This is a genomic window from Sunxiuqinia rutila, assembly GCF_050589705.1.
In the GTDB taxonomy this organism is placed as follows: domain Bacteria; phylum Bacteroidota; class Bacteroidia; order Bacteroidales; family Prolixibacteraceae; genus Sunxiuqinia; species Sunxiuqinia rutila.
The window spans coordinates 374,083-394,590 of record NZ_JBNGOT010000004.1 but is presented as its reverse complement, the minus strand read 5'-3'; the positions used below and the strand labels follow the sequence as shown (position 1 = coordinate 394,590).

Sequence of the window (20,508 nt, the reverse complement as noted above, 5' to 3'; positions counted from 1 at the left end):
TTATAGATAATGAATAGCAGTTGTAATATAGCAGTCTTAATGACCTGCCACAATCGGAGAGAAAAGACGCTGAGGTGCTTGAAATCATTGTTCGCGGCTTCGTTCAGACCAGAAGATAGTTTTGATGTTTACTTGGTTGACGATGGATCAACGGATGGAACGGGAGAGGCAATAAAGCGGGAATTCCCGGATGTTAATCAGATAAAAGGGAATGGGAACTTGTTCTGGAATCAAGGAATGAGATTAGCCTGGGATACGGCCAGTCATGAGAAAAGTTATGATTTCTATTTATGGCTCAATGATGATGTAATTTTAGAAGACTTTGTATTGATTGAGATGCTTGAATGCTTTCGAGAAAGTAATCAGGATAACAATGAACCCGCTGTTATCGTCGGAGCCTGTCAGTCATCTGCGAATAGCAATGAATTCTCATATGGTGGAAGAACTGATTCTGGAGAGGTTATCCCAAATGGAAGTTTACAGCCTTGCAAATACATTAATGGTAATGTTGTGTTAGTTCCAAAGGAAGTTTATAATATACTAGGGAACTTATCCGCTGATTATACTCATGCGATGGGAGATATTGACTATGGACTTCGAGTTCAATTAGCAGGGATGAGCTGCTATACAACAAAAAGGTATGTTGGGATATGCCCCAGGAATACAGAAGCGCCTGGTTGGAAGAATCCCCGGGTTCCACTATCGAAAAGGTTGAAAAGTGTTTATTCTCCGAATGGACTTAACCTTAAAGAATACATCATTTTTAGAAAAAAATTCTGGGGACATAGGTGGGTTGTTTTTGTCATAAAAGCCTATCTGAAAGTGATTTTCCCAAACTTGTATACTAAGCTATTAAACAAATAAGAATGAGACTTGCACCCATTTGTCTTTTTACCTACAATCGATTGGCTGAAACAGAGCAAACCATTGAATATCTAAAGAATAATTTTCTGGCAAAGCAAAGTGAGCTTTTCATTTTCTCAGATTCATATAAAAATGAACAATCCAAACCCAAAGTCAAGGCGGTAAGAGATTATATCCGAACTGTAGACGGATTTAAGTCGGTTACCATCTTTGAAATGTCAACAAATTTGGGTTTAGCCAATTCTATAATTTCCGGCGTAAGCAAAATCATCAAGAAGTACGGGAAAGCTATTGTGTTGGAAGATGATTTGATTACATCGTCAAATTTTCTGGATTATATGAATCAGTCACTGGATTATTATGAGTTTAATTCTAAGGTTTTTTCAATTGCTGGTTACAGTATTAAGGTTAATACTCCGGCTGACTTTAAAAGCGATGTCTATTTTAAGGGAAGAGCTACTTCGTGGGGGTGGGCGACATGGGAAGATCGCTGGAATTCGGTGGACTGGGAATTAAATGACATCAATGCATTTTTTAAAAGCAGAAAGCAGAAACGGCATTTAAGGAAGCATGGTGATGATCTGTTAAAAATACTGCGAGACTATACTAAGGGGAGAAATGACTCTTGGGCAATACGTTTTGCCTACAATCAGATCAAAAGTAATAAGGTAAGCGTAGCTCCTGTGATTTCGAAAGTAAGGAATATTGGGTTTGGAGGTGATGCTACGCATTGCAAAGCTGTGTATAACCGGGACAAAATATTGTTTGATGTTTCAGGAAAACGTCAATTTAATTTGACTCCAAAAGTCCATTCAGAACCAAAAATTGAAAGACAACTAAGATTACATAGTTCTAAGCCTCAAAGGGCACTTGGAAAGATATTAAACTATTTAATAAGGAAGAAGATTATTAGTAGTATAGGCAACATTCGGTATGTGAAGTAAAACTATTTTTTATGAAAATTGGTATATGGGGAAACTATTGCTACGGCAATTTTGGAGACGACCTAATGGCTGTGTCAATCGCGAACTATCTGAAAAGAAAAGGACACCAGCCAATAGTTTATCGATTAGATTATGTGCTGGCCAGTTTATTTAATATCGAAGTGGAGAATTCCGTACTTAAACTGGTAGAAAAAGTTGATTTTTTATTTATTGGAGGCGGAGGAATGCTGGTTGTCGATTCCTTTTTGAGACAATTTTTAAGTCCTGTAGCTCGCAGCTTTGAACGTGACTTTAAGGAGTTCAATGAAGCTTTGGATCGTTATAAAAAGAATGTTTATCCCATTTCAATTGGAGGAAATGGCAATGGTGACTCCAATCTACCCAGGCAACGTAAGAAGTTTTTTTCAAGTTCATTTGCCTGTAATGGAACCTTGAGACTCAAAGGTGATCTTATGCTAACAAAAACGCTGGGGAAAGAGTATACATACATTCCTGATATTCTATTGGGTACTGCAAATCAGTTTAGAGTTAATCCTGATAGACTTCTAAAATCAAAGAATAATGAAACATGGATTGGACTAAACTTGCTATCCAAGAGTCTAAAGGATGAAACCTGGTGTCAGGAATTAATTGATCTGGCGAATAAGAACTCTAATATTAAATTGTTTTTTATCAAGACACATTTAGAAAATTATCCGGTTGATTACGAATATTTGCCGGACGAATTATCTGAAAATGTAAAGATCTATCAGTATGCAAATATTGAAGAGACTTTAACCTTTCTAGCCTCATTAGACTTTGTCATATCCTCCAAGTTGCATGTTGGGCTTACAGCCTTGTCATTGGGGACTCCGTTTCTAAGTTTTAAGGCTAAAAAGAAAACGCTGGCACAATTAAAGGAACTGGGGGCTGAACATGCCATACTCCATGGGAAAATGAGTCTTCAAGAAATAGCGAATGAATATTTTGATAATAATTTTCGAATTGACATCAATCAGGTATGTGATATGGATAAATTACACTCTTTAAAGGAGGAAAGTAAAAAACATTACCAGTTTGTTGATCAGGCTATTGAGGCGAATAGTTAATCTGAGTGTTATTGATTATGGCGAATAAAAAAGTTCTTTTTCTGCTACATATTCCACCTCCAGTTCATGGGTCATCTATGGTTGGAAAATATATTAAGGAAAGTGAGTTGATTAATCAAGCGTTTGTTTCCAGGTACGTAAACTTATTAGCCTCAAAGGAAGTCCGCTATTCAGGAAAAGCCAGTCTCCAAAAAATTGTAGGAGTCTTCATCCTTTTTTATCGATTATTAAAAGAACTAATTTACTATAAGCCTGATTTGTGCTATTTGGCATTGACAACCACTGGATTCGCATTTTATAGAGACGTTATCCTGGTAGTACTGATCAGGACGTTTAGGGTAAAGCGAATTTTTCATTTGCATAATAAAGGAGTGGTGCAGCACGATAAATCCTGGTTTAATAAGAAGCTTTATGAATTTGTTTTTTGGGATGCTGAAGTGATTCTTCTATCGAAGTTTCTTTATGCTGATGTTGAAGCTTATGTCCTGCCGGAAAATGTTCATGTTTGTGCCAATGGTATTCCTGAAAAGACTGGAGAAGCAAAGTTGAACCGTTTCTCAGAGGCTGGATTGGTGAAGATTTTATTTCTTTCTAATTTGATTGAAACAAAGGGGGTTTATATTTTGCTTGAAGCGTGCAAAATTTTGAAGGAAGGGGATATTCAGGTTAGTATTGATTTTATTGGGGGAGAAGGAGATATCTCCGCTGAACAATTCGAGGCAAAGGCCAGAGAGCTTGGACTAGATACGGTACGGTATCTTGGTAAAAAGTTTGGAGAAGAGAAGAACAGAGCCTTTAAAGAGGCTGATATATTTGCTTTTCCTACTTATTATCCGAATGAGTGTTTTCCTTTAGTGTTGTTGGAAGCAATGCAGCATGGTCTGCCTGTGGTTTCAACGCCTGAAGGGGGAATTGCTGATATTGTTGAGGATTCAAAGACTGGCTTTTTAGTTCCTCAACGAAGTGCAGAACAAGTTGCGACTAAACTTAAGTTTCTAATTCAGAATCCAGATGTGCGGGTGTCTATGGGGAAAGCAGGGCGGCAACGGTATGAGGAGAACTTTAAGTTGAACACCTTTGAACGTAAACTATCTCAGATCATCAAGCAGGTGACAGAAGCAAAAAGTACTGCCCGAAGAATTGTAGTCTAAAATATGACTTTTAGTTATTTGCGAAGAATACCTTAATCTTACTTTATCATGAAAACAGCTAGTTTTCCACTTCTGGGCTATCCGGTTTATTGTCAGGATTTATCAGCGATGCCCCAAAACCGGAAATTGATTATCAATACCTTAAACGGGCACTCCTATACTGTTGCTAAAAAAGACAAAATTTTTAGTCATGCTTTACGGACCTCTGATATTCTGTTACCGGACGGGATTAGTGTTGTTATGGGAGCTAAAATTCTAGAAGGGAAAAGGATTAAAAAGATTGCCGGCTATGATGTGTTTTTGCATTTAATGAATTTACTTGAACAACAGAATGGCTCCTGCTTCTTTTTGGGGGCGATGCCTGATACGCTAAAAAGGATCAAGGAAAAATTAGAAACTGAATTTCCACATGTTCGGGTTGGAAGTTTCTCGCCTCCCTATAAGCCCGTTTTCTCAGAAGAAGATAGCCGGTTGATGTGCGAGCAGGTAAATCTGTTTTGTCCGGATGTTTTATTTGTGGGTATGACAGCCCCCAAACAGGAGAAGTGGGTGCATGAAAACAAGGAAAAGCTTGATGCCCGGATTACCTGCTCTATAGGTGCTGTTTTTGACTTTTATGCCGGGACATCGGAGCGACCTCCAAAGTGGATGATTGATATGAAGCTGGAGTGGCTGGGACGGCTGCTTAAAGAGCCTAAACGCATGTGGCGAAGGTATCTGCTGTCAACCCCGGTTTTTTTTATTGATGTGTTTCGGCATAAATATGGCCTTGCCAAAAATGGGGAGCAAAGCCAACTGCAGAATTACACTCCAAACCGACCGGCATAGTCAGTTCGGGAGTAAATCGCATAATATCTTAAAGAACAAGTCCCGATCCAAAACATGCTGGAGCGGGACTTGTATTAAAGATTCAAATCGAAATGTGGATTACACTCAAATCTACATGATAACGATCTTATCTTGAAATGTTTGTCTTTTTGAGACGAGTTTGATGATGTAAGTTCCCTTTCGCAGTTGAGAAAGGTTGAGCTTTTCTTCCATCGAACCGAAAGAAGCAGCAAGTAACTTTTTAATAACCAGGTTACCGGTCATGCTGAAAACAAATACTTCACAATCATCACCCGACAAATTCTCTGCTTTGATATTGATTTGTCCATCCGATGGATTTGGGTAAACAGAGGCTTTCAATGCATCAGCTGTTGGGTCAAGGTCGCCGCCAATTCCAGAATCCATCTGAAGGTTATTCACAACGAAGTAGTTATCAAATGATTCCAATTCGTTGCCCGCGATGTCCAGAATGGGAGTAGCTCCCCTGCTGTAGCTTATAATAATTTCATCATCGTACTGGTAATCTGAATCAAGGTCCAGGTGAATTTCGTTGTTGTTAACAGTTATTTTCTGAACCGATCTGCCATCACTGAAAATGAAATCAGAATGGATTTGTTCGTTCTTCAGATTTTCTGACTTAATAGTCTCGCTATACGATAGAATGACCCGGTTGGGCTTGTTAGGATTCACTTCGCCTTTGACAATTTTTCCGTTTATGATGACTTGAATGGTGATATTCGCATTGGTTGTCAGTGGAATGGTGCCATTGTCGGTTACAACAACCAACAGGTTGATTGTTTCTGAAGCGGTAGCCTCAAAAGCATTGGCGATATAGATTTCACCGGTTTGTGGGTTTATCGCGAATATCCCTTCTTCGTTGCCGGATAAGATAGAGAACGTTAGCTGTTGCTCGGGATCCGGATCGGTAGCAATGATCTGGCCAATCAAGTCGCCCACTTTGTTATTTTTGCGCAGCTCAAAGCTTTGGTCATGAACCACCGGGCTTTGATTCAGCTGTACACCGGTAATCTGAATAGTTACCTGCGCAGTGGCTGAAAGCGGAGTTGAAGCATTATCCTTCACTTCAACGGTCAGAATGATGGTTTGATCACTTGTTGTTAAAATATCTGCGGCTGCAACTATCACACCACTGGTCTCATCAATGCTGAATAGTCCATTCGCATTTCCTTCAACAATACGATACGACAATTGCTGACCTTCATCGGGATCTGAAGCAAGAACTTCACCAATCAAATCATTTACTTTGATGTTTCCTTCAAGCTGAACATTAAGGTTCTGTGCTACCGGACTTTGGTTGATCGCTGCAATTTTTAGACTGATAATGGTGATGTTGGCCTGTGCTGACAACGAATTGCTTGCATCATCAGTAACCTGAACGATCAGTGAAAAGGTTTGATCACGGTCTTTTTCAATTGTGGTGTTGGCAAAAATTTCACCGGTTTTAGGATCAATTCTGAACAAGCCGGCTTCATTGCCTTGAACAATCGAATAGGTAAGCTGATCACCTGCATCAGGATCTGTTGCAATAACTTCTAAAATCAGGTCATTGCTTACGATGTCTGTTGGTATCTCTACCATTTGGTCATCGATAACCGGGCTGTGATTCAGCGAAATTCCAAGAATGTTAATTGTTGCGGTAACGTTGATCGCCAGTGGTTCGCTCGCATTGTCTTTCACTTCAATTCCCAGTACAATAGACTGATCTGTAGTTGTGAGGTAATCAACAGCAGCCAAGATTTCTCCGGTTGCCTGATTGATTGAAAATAAGCCAGCCTCATTTCCCTGTACGATACGATAGCTCAGTTGTTGACCTTCGTTGGGGTCAGAAGCAATGATTTTTCCAATCAAATCGTTGACCACTATATTTCCTTCCACATTAACCAAAAGGTTTTGGGCTACAGGAGCCTGATTGACTTGTGATGAATGAATAGTGATTGTTACACTTGCAGTGGCAGAAAGTGGCTCCGGATGATTATCGGTTACTTTCACCTCCAGGGTGTAAACTTGGTCTTCGCTTGCCGGAATATTTGCATTGGCAATAATCTCTCCGGTTGCCGGATCAATTGAAAATAACCCTTCCGCATTGCCGGCCGTAATGGCAAAGCTAAGCGTTTGTCCGTCATCCGGATCGCTTGCCTGAAGTTGCCCAATTATATCATTGGCATTTTTAGGCTCGTTAATTTCAAACGATTGAGATTGGATTACAGGCATCTGATTCAAGGCGGTATTATTCCGATTGTATAAGTCATTGACTTCATCGCTTGTTAATGCTGAATTGTAAATTCGGACTTCATCCATAAGCCCTTCATACAGCAAGGACGGATTTTCCTCATCTCTTCCAGCTCCCACCAATAAATTGTAGCCTTCGCCTGATTCGATTGTTCCCGTTGCATCTATTGAAAGTAAAACTTTGTCATCCAGGTAGAGTACTTTTTGGGTGCCATCATATGTGACGGTGACCAGGTGCCAATTGCCATCCCACAATTCGGCAACATCATTGATATTCATCCATGCGTTTGTTGTTCCGCTTGTTTTAAATGAGATGCTCTGTAAGCCAGGGTGAATGTACAGGGCGTATGAGTCAGTACTGGGGCCACCATGCATGATAACTCCCTGATAAATATTGGAGCTGGATTGAGGTAAAATCCAGGCGCTTAAGGTTAATTCGTCCTGAACGTTTGCACCAAAGCTGTTGCCCATGGTGATGTAGCCTGTTCCGGTGAGCTGTAACCCTCCTTCATTGATTCCATCGACTCTTAGTTCTTCATTGATAATTGTTCCATCGTTGGAATCATGCGAGTCAATGGCTATTTTTCCTGAAGCCTCTTCGAATAAGTATTCGGAGTAGGTTGGCGAAAGATCTGGTAACTGGATATTTACAGCTTGACTTTTTGAAGCTGAAACGTTGCCGGCAGCATCCTTGGCCCAGGCATATAGGGTATGTGAGCCAACTTCAGAAAGCGTATATGAAACCGGTGCAGACGCCAGCCATCCGCTAGCAGTGGCTGCAGGTGATGTTGCTGTTTCGGTAATCAGGAAGCCAGTTACAGCGGTATTGTCATTGGCCGTAAATTCAGAAACAGGCACTGTCAGTGTGCTGTAGCTTGCCGGAACAACAAATGATGCTATTGTCGGAGCTATTGCATCGGGAGCAGGGGCTATATCTTGTGCATTGATTTGAATGCTGACTTGAGCTCTTGCTGCCAGAGGAGTGGAAGCATTATCCATTACTTGAACAGTAAGCAAAATCGTTTGATCTACAGTGGCATTGATGTCGCTATTAGCCGTTAGCAGGCCGGTTGATGGATCAAGCGCAAACATGTTGCCTGCATTTCCATCGACAATTGTATAAGTCAATGTTTGATCCGCATCTGGGTCGGAGGCCATAATTTGCCCAATGGGCTCATTAGCCGCTTTTGATCCGTTGATCTCAAACGATTGATCCTGAATTACAGGAGTTTGATTGTCTTTTTCAGTTGCAGTTCCTTTTGTTCTAATAAGAATTTTAGATGTAAAAGGAGCTAAACTAATTGATCCTGAAACCTCATTCCCATCTAAATCCCTGTAAAGAGAAGAACCTAAACTAATGGCTTTGGTTTGTTTGGTGTCATTGTAGAACAACTCTTCAACTTCACCATCAGCAAGTGGAGTCTCATCAACAGTTGAATTTGCATCCTGTCCGGTTGTGGATTTCCAGTTTGAAAAAGTCAAATACGAATCCTGATTCCTGAATGTTCCGGTTTTATGCTTGCTATAGTATTTGTTGTTGTTGTAGGTATGTGATGCGCCATTGCGCTCACCAACAACCCTTGTGTCAGAATACTTTTCAAAATTCTTCTCAAACACGTAAATGGTATTATTAATGATGTTGCAGTTGCCATTTTCTTCATCACTATAAATACCGTAAAGACCATCTATAATGGTGTTTCCATCTACCGTGATGTTATTGTTTTCATGTAGATAGATAGAGCCAAATCCGGTGTATCCAATTGTGTTTCCTTTGACTAATACATTCTTGATGTTGTTGTCCATGTAAATCCCAAAACCAGAGCTGTATGCCGAGTTGGTCCCGTCATTGTTTCCTCTGGTATTCAAAATTATGTTGTTTGTTACTTCCGAGCCGTCTGCTACTTCTCTGGTTGGACTTGGACTAAACGTGTAAATAGCTCCTCCATCATCTTTTACTAAACAGCTGTTGTTGATAAAGTTTTTGTCAATAATAGAATTTGGAGTGTTCCAGTTAATTCCTGTATAGCCTACATTCTCAATGCGGTTGTACCTGACAATATTCGTTGAACCAGCACTGATAGTTATTGCCCTTCCATCCTGCTCATTTCCCATTCCAGAAAGGCCGAAGTTATCAAATAGGGCCGTGTTGGTGATGGTGTTATCAAGTATGCTTGAATTGGACGTTAACTGAGCGTGAAAGGCAATGTGGTTTGCGCCCTCTATCAGCATATTTTTGTAGGTACCATGGGTATCATGGTTAATATAGGTTCCCTTGGAATCCGGATTTATGATATCCACCTGATCAATGGTCAAATAATCACAATAATCCATATTAATGGCAATGCCGGAACTTTGGAGTAATGCTAAATTTTCGATGGTGATATAGTCCTTGTTATTCATGGTGATAAGGTTCGATATGCTGGAACCTCTTACCTCATAATTTGCGGGACTATTGCCAGCAGTAGTCCATAAATAGACGGTTTGGGTTGATGAATTGTAATAGTATTCTCCCGGCTGTGTAAGGAATTCGAGCTTATTGTTAAGAAAGAATCCATCTCCTTTAGTTATGGTGTATTGTGGAGCCGAGTTTATGGTTAGCTGTTGAGAGGAAGAGGAAGTTACCGTTCTGGTTGCCATTCCCCATTTGTTTGTTCGTATAATAGCTTTAGCTCCAGCGTAACTTATTCCCCCTGGAAGATCTGATGAGCTAAACGAAGTCGTGCTCGCTACTGAGGTTACATCGTAATAACCTGATTTGGGCATTCGTGCCAGCTGAATCCGCTTTCCATTTAGAAATAGCTGATTGATATTTTCGGATACTTTTGCTTTATAAATATTCCCTGAGTGAACTGTCCATCCGGTTATTTCCTTTGAACCATAAATTTTTGGTTTTTCACCAGTACCATAGGCTCCATAGGTAATTGGGCTGCCGGCACTTCCTGATGTTGAGGGTACTAGAGTGCCTACCCATTCATCTCCTCTTTTGAATAATATTTTGTCTCCTGCACTTGGTCTAAAGCTGTTAACTTTAGCCAATGACTTCCATGCTTGCCCGGCACTTGTACCGGCATTGGAATCATTTCCTTCGCTGCTGCTTACGTAATAGCTATTTTGGGCTATTAGTGAAGCTGGTAATAATAGGAATATGATTAATATTAAGTCTCTCATCTCTCTCTTCATCTTTCCCTGGTTTAATATAATCTTATTCGATTAATTTTATTGATATTTCTGATAATTGTATATGAGTCAGTCCTGAATACAGGAATGTACTCGTCATGAATAAATGCCTCTCTCTCCAATTCCGAATAACTGCATGGGGTTGGAGGTAGTGTCATAACTGATCCGTATTGGTCTCGACTTAAGTCCAATAGGAGCATCTTGTTGTTTCCCTTAAAATAATGTTGATAAAGCTTTCCTTTGTGACTGGTAAGCTGGTTAGTTAAGAGTGTTTGACTATTCAAACATTTAATGCTTTGCTTGATTTTACTTTGTCTTGTCAAATGTCAATTTGATTTCTGTTAATATTAGTATCTGTCTCACACAAAATCCCGCTTCACGATAATATAAACACATTCAAATTTACGATTAGTATGATGCTGTAATATGCATGGTTGATGCATCTATAGGTTTCAGACTATTTTGTAAAAAAAGAGATTGAAGCAATTAAAGCTTCAGGCTCACTGCGCTAAATCATGATCAATTGGTTATTGAAGCATGCGGATTCCATGGAAGGCATGTGTCAAGTTCTTCCTTCCTCTTGCCATTAATAGCGATAGCTTTATGGGCAGGAGAAAAAAGGATTTAACATCATCAACCAAATTCGATTCTGACTTTTTTTGATAGTTAAATAGTGACAAGGCTTGAGGAAACAAGCCGAAAATTAAGGATAAATCTACATCTAGTGTTTTCAAGAGTCAATTTGATTACTGTTAATATTAATACCTATCTACACACAAATCCCACTTCACGATAATATAAACACGCTCAAATTTCAACTGCAATATTGGGGAAAAAAAGTAAAACGAAATAATGGACTTAACCATATCGCACAATTTATATCGAGTCTAAATAAGGTTTTTGAGGTTGATTTCCTTGGTTTTACAGGTAGTGTGGTAGCTTTTGTTGAGCTTTGGTTCATGAAAAAAAAATGACCATTTCTTTTCATGAATAAAAATGTTAAGGGGATTCTGGGGTTTATTGGCGGTTAGCCTCATATTGCTTCTTGTTACAAATTTGTCTTTTTGAATGGAATTAAAGTGGTTTCTATTTCGTTAAAGGGGATGTTTTTTAGTGTAAGGTGAAGAAGGTGAGTGAGATGTCTTTGTTTTGGAGAGGTCCTTTTTATAGCATCTCAAGCTTCTGAATAGGCGGGTTGATGCAGTTTTACGTGAAATTACCCATTGTTTTCTAGTCCTTGGCGTTGGATATTTGAAGAAACAATTCAATCAACCGTTTCTGAATTGATGACAGGACAAAAAACGGTTGGAGTGAATGTTTAGAAAAAACAGAAAACGGTCAGCCGTTTAGTTTTCATTGTTCGATAATTCAGCATTTTCCAAACAAATGTACCCAAAGAGAATGGGAGGCAAAGAGCGAAGCTGTATCAACCGTAGAAGTTTGTTGGCTGGAAAGGGAGGGAAAACAGCTGGATTTAGGAATTGAAAAATAAAATTTGAAATTATGGTCCACATTAATTCTTCTTACAACTGGTATGCATTATACACTCGGTCGAGGTATGAAAAGAAATTGCATAATGATCTTTTAATGCGAGGCGTGGAAACCTATCTGCCCTTGAAAACTGAAAAGCGAAAGTGGAGTGACCGGGTAAAAGTTGTTGAAGAACCTTTGTTGCGGGGCTATGTCTTTGTCAAAGTAAGTAATCGCGAGTACTTCGATGTGGTTAATAACCCCGGGGCAGTTTGCTATGTCTCGTTTAACGGCAAACCAGCAGCTATTCCTGAAAAACAGATACAAGACCTGAGGTTGTTTGTTGAGGCCTATAATGATAACCTGAACGTCACCAAGGATCGTATTGTTAAAGGCGATGTGGTTACGGTTAAAAGTGGCTTGCTTAAAGGTGTTCAAGGAGAAGTGATTGAAATTCGTGGAGCAAAACGAATTGTGCTTCGGTTCCGGAGTTTAGGCTATTGTGTCCACACAGATATTTCGATGGACGAAATTGAGTTTGCAAAAAAAGATAAGTCATAAAACATACAATGGTGAATAGTTGATGATTTCGTTGGAGAAAGGGACTTTTCCTTCGTTATTCAATCTTCCGGATTAATTCCTCACCTACTTACCTTTAATTGATTCAAAATTAGCTGGCTTTCGAGATCAAGCTGAAAATCTGAGCATTCGGAACAGAGGTTCCATGGATGATTTTGGCTTGTCAAAAACAGAAGTTTGCATTGGTTAATGTGAACTTTAACGCTTCTTTTATGCTTGAAAGGCAACACTTCAGATAGCTAAAATCGAAAATTAAAAACAGATTAGGTATGAAAATTTTAATTGTTGGTAACATGGGCTATGTTGGCCCTGGTGTGGTAAGCCTGCTTAGGCGAAAGTATCCCAATGCTGAGTTGATCGGTTTTGATATTGGGTATTTTGCCAGTTCTCTTACCAATGTGGCCTTTCAACCAGAAGTACGATTAAACAAACAGGTTTTTGGTGATGTAAGAGAGTTTCCTGTTGACGTATTGAACGGGGTAGATGCTGTTGTTTATCTGGCGGCTATTTCCAATGACCCAATGAGTGCAATTTATGAGCAGATGACCATGGATATTAATTATCGCTCTTGTATTCAGATTGCCAAAAAGGCGCGGGAGTTGGGAGTTAAGTCTTTTGTTTATGCATCAAGCTGTAGTATGTATGGTGAAGCTGATGATTACCCAAAAACGGAGGCTGATACTCTGAAGCCTTTAACAGCTTATGCGCGGTCGAAGGTTGCTGCAGAAGCCGAACTTGGACCACTGGCCAACAAGGATTTCACAATTACCTGCCTGCGTTTCGCCACTGCTTGTGGAAACAGCGATCGCTTACGGCTGGATCTGGTCTTGAATGATTTTGTTGCCGGAGCCATTATTTCAAAGGAAATCAATATTCTAAGTGATGGTACCCCCTGGCGTCCTCTGATTAATGTAAAAGATATGGCTTTGGCACTTGAGTGGGGAGTTCAGCGTAAAGCTTCGAATGGCGGTGATTTTTTAGCAGTGAATACCGGAACCAGTAGCTGGAACTATCAGGTTAAGGATTTGGCTTATGCTGTTAGTGAAATTGTGCCGGGCTGTAAAGTTACGGTTAACCCCGATGCTGCTCCTGACAAACGCTCCTATAAAGTTAATTTCGACTTATATAAGAAACTGGCACCGAATCATCAGCCACGTTACGATCTGTATGCTACTATTCAAGGGCTGTATGACTCCATATCGGGCATGCGTCTGACTGACCCAAATTTTCGGGAATCGAAATTTATTCGCCTACAGGTTTTGGCAGGTCTTCAGAAAGAAGGTTACCTCAATGAAAACCTAAAATGGATTCCGGAACAACAGTATGAGATGGAGCCTGCTCATTAGCCTTTGATTTTAAAGGTAAAATGCCGACTTCAGCCACAGGCTGGCTTGTTCTGTTTTTCAATGTACGTAAACATGCAAAGATGAAAAAGAATAGACTTTTTGACTTAACGAGACTCTTGAATTTAAGGATTCAGATTATTAATTGCTAAGCTGATACGTGTATGAAATCATTTTACAAATAGAAATTATGAAAGTTGTATTATTCTGCGGTGGGATGGGGATTCGCTTGCGGGAGTATTCTGATCAAATCCCAAAACCGATGGTTCCAATAGGATATCGACCGGTTCTTTGGAATATAATGAAGTACTATGCAAGCTATGGACACAAAGATTTTATTTTGTGCTTAGGATATAAAGCAGATGTTATTAAAAACTATTTCATCAACTACGATGAAACGATCTCCAATGACTTTGTATTTACCAAAGGAGGCCGAAACATTGAGTTGCTGAACTCAGATATTAGTGATTGGAAAATTACGTTTGTCGACACAGGCCTGAATGCCAACATTGGAATGCGCCTGATGCAGGTGAAAGAGCACTTGAAAGGTGAAAAAATGTTTCTGGCCAACTACAGCGATGGTTTGACTGACATGCATCTTCCGGATATGATCGACTGGTTTTCTAAAAACCCGGATGAAACGGCGGCATTTATGGCTTATCAGCCTACCCAGAGTTTTCATATCGTTCAACGCCAGGATGATGGCGTGGTGACCAATATCAGTCATATCGGTTCCTCCGGTTTACACATCAATGCAGGCTTTTTTATTCTTCGGAATGAAATCTTCGACTATATGGAATATGGCGACGAACTGGTTGATGAACCCTTTAACCGGCTAATTGAAAAGAACAAACTGACCTCTTGGGAACATAAAGGTTTTTGGGCAAGCATGGATACCTTTAAAGATAAACGGGTGCTGGATGATATTTATGCACAGGGAAATGCACCATGGGAAGTCTGGACAAAGATGGACAATCAGCCTAAAAAACGAACCCGGATGGAAAAAATATTTTTCAACTATGCTGCCATTTAAATTACAGAAAAAAGAGCCTCTTAATCTACTCTTATTGGGAGCGCATTGTGATGATATTGAGATTGGGGCAGGAGGAACCCTGCTAAAGCTTTTACAGGAATATCAGATTGGAAAAGTGAAATGGGTGGTTTTTACTTCGGATGAAACCCGCAAACAGGAAGCCCTTGAAAGCGCCGGAAAGTTTTTATCGGGGGTGAAGGAAAAGGAAATCACGGTGCTTTCAAACCGGGATGGTTTTCTCCCCACCCAAACGGTTCAGGTTAAAGAACATTTTGAGGAGATAAAGAAGGCGTTTGTACCCGATCTTATTTTCACCCATTATCGCAATGACCGTCATCAGGATCATCGGCTGGTTAGCGACCTGACCTGGAATACCTGGCGCAATCATCTGATTCTGGAGTATGAAATACCCAAGTATGATGGGGATCTGGGAATTCCCAATTTCTACGTGACACTTGAAGAAGACATCCTGAAAAAGCGAAACCAAATTTTGATGGATGCTTTCGTCTCGCAGCAATCCAAACATTGGTTTGATGAGAACACATTCAGTGCCCTGCCTCGCTTAAGAGGCATGGAGTCAGCCAGCTTGTTTGCCGAGGCGTTTTACGCCCGCAAAGTTGTCCTCTAAACGAACTACAGGTAAAATATATTGACCATCCCCGTTTTCAGTGGCTTCGGATTCTGGTAGTCCAGCTGCTTAAAGGATGGCTTTAAACATTTATTTTTTATGAAACATTTGAAATGTCCCAGCTGCCAAAGTCAGGAGCTGCATGATTTTTTTGTTGTGAAAAACGCGCCGGTACAAAGTCTGGTCACGATTAAATCTTACGATGAAGCGATTGCAATTCCCCGAAATGACATTACCCTGACTTTTTGCAACCAGTGTGGGTTTATCTTCAACAGTACTTTTGATACATCCATCGATTATTATACCGGAGGTTACGAGGATCAGCAGGGCTTTTCACCCACGTTTAAGGTTTTTATCACTGAACTGACCAACCGATTTATTGAAAAATATGATGTTCGTGAAAAGGATGTGATAGAAATTGGTTGTGGAAAGGGCGATTTTATCAACCTGATGTGCGAACTGGGAAATAACAGAGGCATTGGCATTGATCCGGCTTATGTGCCTGGTCGATCGCAGCCTGACCCTAAAGTTTCATTTATTAAAGAGTTTTATTCGAATGAGCATGGTGCTCTTCCCAATGACGTCATTACCTGTCGGCATACGCTGGAGCACATTCATGCAACCGATGAGTTCTTTAAAACCATTCGGGAGTCGATTCACGAAGGAGACGAGGTCACACTTCTTTTTGAAGTTCCTTGTATTGTTCGAATACTACAGGTACAGGCCTTCTGGGATATTTTTAATGAGCATTGCTCCTATTTTAGTCCAGGGTCATTAGCCCGACTGTTCCGAAAAAATGGGTTTGAGATTTTGGATGAATACCTGGAGTACGATGACCAGTATCTTTTTGTAGAAGCCCGGCCTGTTTCAACAACTTCTGAACGGGTACATCCCATTGAGGAAAGTGTGGCCGAACTGAGAAAGATGGTTGATGACTTTGTCGTACAGATCAATGCACAGCTCAATCAATGGCGCGAACGACTGCTTAAGATGAAAGAGCAGGGGAAAAAAGTGGTTGTGTGGGGAGGCGGCTCCAAATCTGTTGGTTTCCTGACCCAGTTTGATGACCTGAAGGTTATCAAGCATGTGGTTGATATCAATCCGCATATGCAGGGGAACTACATTCCGGGAATTGGTATTCAGTACCAGACACCGGATGACCTGAAGGCTATCCAGCCGGATGTGGTGATAATCATGAATGGGGTTTATAAAAATGAGATTGCGGCCATGCTGAATGAACGAGGCTTACAGCCCGAGCTTATTTGTTTGTAAAACGATAAGAAAGATTTTTAACGACCAAGTTTTCTGAATAGACCTTTTCAGAATAAGCTAAGACCAAACATAGCACATGAAGGATTCTTGTGAAGAGTAATCCGCATAAGAATAATTATTCATTTGGAAAAAAAGAAAGAATATGTCAAAAGTTGCATTAATAACCGGGGTTACCGGACAGGATGGAGCGTACCTGTCGGAGTTTTTACTGAAGAAGGGATACATCGTTCATGGTGTGAAGCGTCGCTCATCTATGTTTAATACTGATAGGATTGATCACCTGTACCAGGATCCACATACAACCAACCGTAATTTCATTTTACATTATGGTGATTTAACCGATAGTATGAACCTGACACGGATTATCCAGGAGGTTCAGCCTGACGAAATTTATAACCTGGCAGCAATGAGTCATGTTAAAGTGAGTTTCGACACGCCGGAATACACGGCCAATGCTGATGGTATTGGTACCTTAAGAATATTAGAGGCTGTTCGCCTGCTGTCCTTAAATAAGACACGAATTTATCAGGCATCAACGTCTGAGTTGTATGGACTGGTGCAGGAAATTCCTCAAACAGAACGAACTCCGTTCTACCCGCGAAGCCCGTATGCCGTAGCTAAAATGTATGCTTACTGGATTACGGTGAATTACCGCGAGGCTTACGGCATGCATGCCAGCAATGGAATCTTGTTTAATCATGAATCACCGATTCGGGGAGAGACTTTTGTTACCCGTAAAGTAACACGGGCCATTTCGAAAATTGCCTTGGGAATGCTCGATAAAGTTTACCTGGGTAATTTAAGTTCAAAGCGCGACTGGGGACATGCCAAAGACTATGTTCGTGCCATGTACCTTATTCTGCAACAGGATAAACCTGATGACTATGTCATTGCGACAGGAATTACAACGACGATTCGTGACTTCATTATTATGGCTTGCGAAGAAGTTGGTCTGGAAGTCGTATTTAAAGGGCAGGGAGTTGACGAAGTTGGTTACTTGGTTGGAGTTGATGAGGTCAAGTTTAAAGAACGGGTTGGAGAACAGTTTCTGGAAGATATACGGATGCGGATTTTATCCGATGACAATGTGATTGTAAAGATAGATCCCATGTATTTCCGTCCTACTGAAGTTGATCTGTTAATTGGCGATCCGGCTAAGTCGCAGGAAGTGTTGGGTTGGAAACCCAAATATGATTTGAAAGGATTGATTGCTGACATGATGGTTTCGGATGTGAAGCTTTTTCAAAAAGAATCTTATCTCCGAAATGGAGGATACCGCATATTGAATTTCTTTGAATAAAGATAGTCCACGCTGAGTAAAAAAGCTGAAAGGATGAGCTGTATCTGCAGAGGCAGATGCAGGCTTTTCTTTCAGCGTCTCAACGTTAACCGACTACTAAACTATAGCTAAAGACATCCTGATACCTTACTTTTCTTCGTGTTCAGGATAAAACTTAAAGTGATTGATGAAGCGAAATAGCAAACTCTATATTGCCGGACACCGCGGGCTGGTTGGATCAGCTTTGCTGGAAAGATTGAAGGCAAAAGGCTACCACAATTTTGTTTTACGTTCTCATGCCGAATTGGATTTGACAAACCAACAGGCAGTGGCTTCTTTCTTTGAGGCAGAGAAACCGGAATATGTTTTTCTGGCTGCAGCAAAGGTTGGAGGGATTATGGCTAACAATACCTATCGGGGCGAGTTTATTTATGAGAACCTGATGATTCAGAATAACGTCGTTCATCAGGCTTATCTTCATGGAGTAAAAAAACTTCTGTTTCTTGGAAGCACATGTATTTACCCGCGTGAAGCTCCTCAGCCCATGAAGGAGAGCAGTCTTCTGACTTCAGTGCTTGAGTACACCAATGAGCCTTACGCTATTGCTAAAATTGCAGGTATCAAGCTTTGTGAAAACTACAACATGCAGTATGGAACCAATTTTATCTCGGTAATGCCGACCAACCTGTATGGACCCAATGACAATTTTGATCTTCAGCGTTCGCATGTATTGCCTGCTCTGGTTCGAAAACTGTTGCTGGGTAAATACCTGGAAGAAGGTAATTGGGAGGCTATCCGGAAAGATTTAGAAAAACGACCTGTTCAGGGAAATGCTGGAGTTGGTTCGACTAAGGATCTGCAGGAGCTACTGAAGCGTTTTGGTATAAGCAGCACGTTGAGAGATGGAGAACCGAAGGTGTCAGTTGAGGTGTGGGGAAGTGGAAAACCCATGCGGGAGTTTCTGTGGAGTGAGGATATGGCCGATGCGTGCGTGTATATCATGGAAAACAATGATTTTAATGAAATTATAACAACAACCCCTGAGATTGCAGCCACTGGAGAGCTGCGCAATACCCATATTAACCTTGGAACAGGGGAGGAAATTAGTATTCGTCATCTTGCCCGGTTAATTCAAGCAGAAGTAAAGTTTCAGGGAGATCTGGTATTCAATACCAGTAAACCTGACGGTACCATGCGAAAGTTAACTGATCCTTCTAAACTTCATCAATTAGGCTGGAAACATCGGGTTTCAATTGAGGAAGGTATTTCGAAAATTTGCCAATGGTATATGAGCGAAAATCAACTATGTCACACGGTTAATGAAAAAATTAAAACATAACATAAGAAGAGCGAAATGAAAAGCGACACCTTTGTAATCATTATGGCTGGAGGTATCGGAAGTCGGTTTTGGCCTGTAAGCACAGAGCGTAAGCCAAAGCAATTTCTGGATATGCTGGGGACCGGTAAAACACTCTTTCAACATACGATTGAACGGTTTAGTGATATCTGTTCCGTGCGAAATATCTTTGTAGTTACTTCGGCCCAGTACATTGACATTGCCTTGGAGCAGGGACCTGAAATTCCGGAATCGAATGTTTTGGCCGAACCGGTTATGCGCAATACAGCACCTTGCATTGCCTATGCAAGTTATAAAATCAGAAAATTGAATCCGAATGCCAATATTATTGTCACGCCTTCCGATCATTTGATCGAGCAGAAGCAATTGTTTCAGCGTACCCTGCAAAAGGGGCTGAACTTTGTGAAAGACCGTGATGCTATATTGACGATCGGAATTCATCCGCACCGACCTGAAACCGGTTATGGTTATATCCAGATGGATCAATCGGAGAAGGAAATAGCCAAGGTAAAAGCATTCAAGGAAAAGCCGGACCTGGAGACTGCCAGATCCTACCTAAAGCATGGAGGATACCTGTGGAATGCTGGAATTTTTCTGTGGTCAGTAAAAACGATTGTTCAAGCCTTTGAAACCTATATGCCTGCGATGGCGCGTGTATTTGAGAATGGAAGTGAAGTCTACTTTACCGACAAAGAGCAGCGTTTTATTGATCTGGTTTATCCTACTTTTGAGAATATCTCAATCGATTACAGCATGCTTGAAAAGGCGGATAATTTGTATGTGCAAAAAGCGCGTTTCGATTGGTCAGATCTGGGGACCTGGACCGCTCTTTGGGAAAAATCAACCCGAAGCTATACCGGAGATACTGTTTCTTCTGAAAATGCTTACCTCTACGAAACTTCGAACAACATCATTCATGTCCCTGAAGACAAAGTGGTTGTTGTACAGGGCTTAAGTGAATACATTGTTGTTGAGTCCAACAACGTTCTATTGATATGTAGTAAAGGCGAAGAGCAACGCATAAAGGCTTTTCGGCACAAGGCTTCCAATTCGAAGTAAACACAACTGAGTTGTTTTTTTACCGCCCCTCAAAACCGGATTTTAATTGCTACTTAAAAAGGAGTAAGTTATGGTTTTATAGCCTTGCTACTCCTCTGTTCACAATAAGTTAGGTTTATGCTTCAATGAGTCACCTAACAATATACAGGCCTTTCTTTTTTGACATGTAAAGAAGGTCTTTGTGCC

The 20,508-nt window shown here is 40.6% G+C and carries 14 protein-coding genes; 13 read left to right on the top strand and 1 reads right to left on the bottom strand.

Annotation, left to right across the window (positions count from 1 at the left end; all coding sequences use genetic code 11):
* Positions 1-9 precede the first annotated feature (9 nt).
* The 5 genes from ACRD6K_RS07030 to ACRD6K_RS07010 are packed head-to-tail and all read left to right on the top strand — an operon-like array spanning position 10 to position 4,875.
* Positions 10-864: a glycosyltransferase family 2 protein gene (locus ACRD6K_RS07030; RefSeq protein ID WP_430972679.1), complete on the top strand. Its 855-nt coding sequence runs from the start codon at positions 10-12 to the stop codon at positions 862-864.
* Positions 865-866: 2 nt separating this feature from the next.
* A complete protein-coding gene (locus ACRD6K_RS07025) occupies positions 867-1,808 on the top strand; it encodes a sugar transferase (protein ID WP_430972678.1) in 942 nt (313 codons plus the stop codon).
* Between the two features lie 11 nt (positions 1,809-1,819).
* Complete coding sequence (locus ACRD6K_RS07020) at positions 1,820-2,896, top strand: polysaccharide pyruvyl transferase family protein (protein ID WP_430972677.1); 1,077 nt, start codon at positions 1,820-1,822, stop codon at positions 2,894-2,896.
* 17 nt (positions 2,897-2,913) lie between these two features.
* Positions 2,914-4,047: a glycosyltransferase family 4 protein gene (locus tag ACRD6K_RS07015; protein WP_430972676.1), complete on the top strand. Its 1,134-nt coding sequence runs from the start codon at positions 2,914-2,916 to the stop codon at positions 4,045-4,047.
* A 48-nt stretch (positions 4,048-4,095) separates the two neighbouring features.
* Positions 4,096-4,875 carry a WecB/TagA/CpsF family glycosyltransferase gene (locus ACRD6K_RS07010; protein ID WP_430972675.1) on the top strand — a complete coding sequence of 260 codons (780 nt, stop codon included), beginning with the start codon at positions 4,096-4,098 and terminating at the stop codon, positions 4,873-4,875.
* Between the two features lie 111 nt (positions 4,876-4,986).
* Here the strand turns inward: ACRD6K_RS07010 and ACRD6K_RS07005 are convergent, their stop codons facing one another.
* Positions 4,987-10,305: a cadherin domain-containing protein gene (locus tag ACRD6K_RS07005; protein WP_430972674.1), complete on the bottom strand. Its 5,319-nt coding sequence runs from the start codon at positions 10,303-10,305 to the stop codon at positions 4,987-4,989.
* A 1,500-nt stretch (positions 10,306-11,805) separates the two neighbouring features.
* Here ACRD6K_RS07005 and ACRD6K_RS07000 point away from each other — a divergent pair.
* The 8 genes from ACRD6K_RS07000 (at position 11,806) to ACRD6K_RS06965 (ending at position 20,322) form a co-directional block, all read left to right on the top strand.
* Positions 11,806-12,333: a UpxY family transcription antiterminator gene (locus ACRD6K_RS07000; RefSeq protein ID WP_430972673.1), complete on the top strand. Its 528-nt coding sequence runs from the start codon at positions 11,806-11,808 to the stop codon at positions 12,331-12,333.
* A gap of 287 nt (positions 12,334-12,620) precedes the next feature.
* The gene (locus tag ACRD6K_RS06995) at positions 12,621-13,697 is read left to right on the top strand and encodes an NAD-dependent epimerase/dehydratase family protein (RefSeq protein WP_430972672.1); all 1,077 of its coding nucleotides are present in this window, start codon (positions 12,621-12,623) and stop codon (positions 13,695-13,697) included.
* A gap of 187 nt (positions 13,698-13,884) precedes the next feature.
* Positions 13,885-14,727 (top strand): sugar phosphate nucleotidyltransferase, encoded by an 843-nt coding sequence (locus ACRD6K_RS06990; RefSeq protein ID WP_299583605.1) that lies wholly within the window; start codon positions 13,885-13,887, stop codon positions 14,725-14,727.
* A complete protein-coding gene (locus tag ACRD6K_RS06985; RefSeq protein ID WP_430972671.1) occupies positions 14,714-15,355 on the top strand; it encodes a PIG-L deacetylase family protein in 642 nt (213 codons plus the stop codon). The genes ACRD6K_RS06990 and ACRD6K_RS06985 overlap by 14 nt, the downstream gene beginning before the upstream one ends.
* A 99-nt stretch (positions 15,356-15,454) precedes the next feature.
* Complete coding sequence (locus tag ACRD6K_RS06980; protein WP_430972670.1) at positions 15,455-16,627, top strand: class I SAM-dependent methyltransferase; 1,173 nt, start codon at positions 15,455-15,457, stop codon at positions 16,625-16,627.
* A gap of 142 nt (positions 16,628-16,769) precedes the next feature.
* The gene (gmd, locus tag ACRD6K_RS06975; protein ID WP_299583597.1) at positions 16,770-17,927 is read left to right on the top strand and encodes a GDP-mannose 4,6-dehydratase; all 1,158 of its coding nucleotides are present in this window, start codon (positions 16,770-16,772) and stop codon (positions 17,925-17,927) included.
* A gap of 166 nt (positions 17,928-18,093) precedes the next feature.
* Positions 18,094-19,245: a GDP-L-fucose synthase family protein gene (locus ACRD6K_RS06970; protein ID WP_430972669.1), complete on the top strand. Its 1,152-nt coding sequence runs from the start codon at positions 18,094-18,096 to the stop codon at positions 19,243-19,245.
* Between the two features lie 15 nt (positions 19,246-19,260).
* Positions 19,261-20,322: a mannose-1-phosphate guanylyltransferase gene (locus tag ACRD6K_RS06965; RefSeq protein WP_299583589.1), complete on the top strand. Its 1,062-nt coding sequence runs from the start codon at positions 19,261-19,263 to the stop codon at positions 20,320-20,322.
* Positions 20,323-20,508 lie beyond the last annotated feature (186 nt).

Excerpts from the sequence above, each read along its gene's own strand:
- ACRD6K_RS07030 (WP_430972679.1), top strand. The coding sequence starts at position 10 with ATGAATAGCAGTTGTAATATAGCAGTCTTAATGACCTGCCACAATCGG.
- ACRD6K_RS07025 (WP_430972678.1), top strand. The coding sequence starts at position 867 with ATGAGACTTGCACCCATTTGTCTTTTTACCTACAATCGATTGGCTGAA.
- ACRD6K_RS07020 (WP_430972677.1), top strand. The coding sequence starts at position 1,820 with ATGAAAATTGGTATATGGGGAAACTATTGCTACGGCAATTTTGGAGAC.
- ACRD6K_RS07015 (WP_430972676.1), top strand. The coding sequence starts at position 2,914 with ATGGCGAATAAAAAAGTTCTTTTTCTGCTACATATTCCACCTCCAGTT.
- ACRD6K_RS07010 (WP_430972675.1), top strand. The coding sequence starts at position 4,096 with ATGAAAACAGCTAGTTTTCCACTTCTGGGCTATCCGGTTTATTGTCAG.
- ACRD6K_RS07005 (WP_430972674.1), bottom strand. The coding sequence starts at position 10,305 with ATGAAGAGAGAGATGAGAGACTTAATATTAATCATATTCCTATTATTA.
- ACRD6K_RS07000 (WP_430972673.1), top strand. The coding sequence starts at position 11,806 with ATGGTCCACATTAATTCTTCTTACAACTGGTATGCATTATACACTCGG.
- ACRD6K_RS06995 (WP_430972672.1), top strand. The coding sequence starts at position 12,621 with ATGAAAATTTTAATTGTTGGTAACATGGGCTATGTTGGCCCTGGTGTG.
- ACRD6K_RS06990 (WP_299583605.1), top strand. The coding sequence starts at position 13,885 with ATGAAAGTTGTATTATTCTGCGGTGGGATGGGGATTCGCTTGCGGGAG.
- ACRD6K_RS06985 (WP_430972671.1), top strand. The coding sequence starts at position 14,714 with ATGCTGCCATTTAAATTACAGAAAAAAGAGCCTCTTAATCTACTCTTA.
- ACRD6K_RS06980 (WP_430972670.1), top strand. The coding sequence starts at position 15,455 with ATGAAACATTTGAAATGTCCCAGCTGCCAAAGTCAGGAGCTGCATGAT.
- gmd (WP_299583597.1), top strand. The coding sequence starts at position 16,770 with ATGTCAAAAGTTGCATTAATAACCGGGGTTACCGGACAGGATGGAGCG.
- ACRD6K_RS06970 (WP_430972669.1), top strand. The coding sequence starts at position 18,094 with ATGAAGCGAAATAGCAAACTCTATATTGCCGGACACCGCGGGCTGGTT.
- ACRD6K_RS06965 (WP_299583589.1), top strand. The coding sequence starts at position 19,261 with ATGAAAAGCGACACCTTTGTAATCATTATGGCTGGAGGTATCGGAAGT.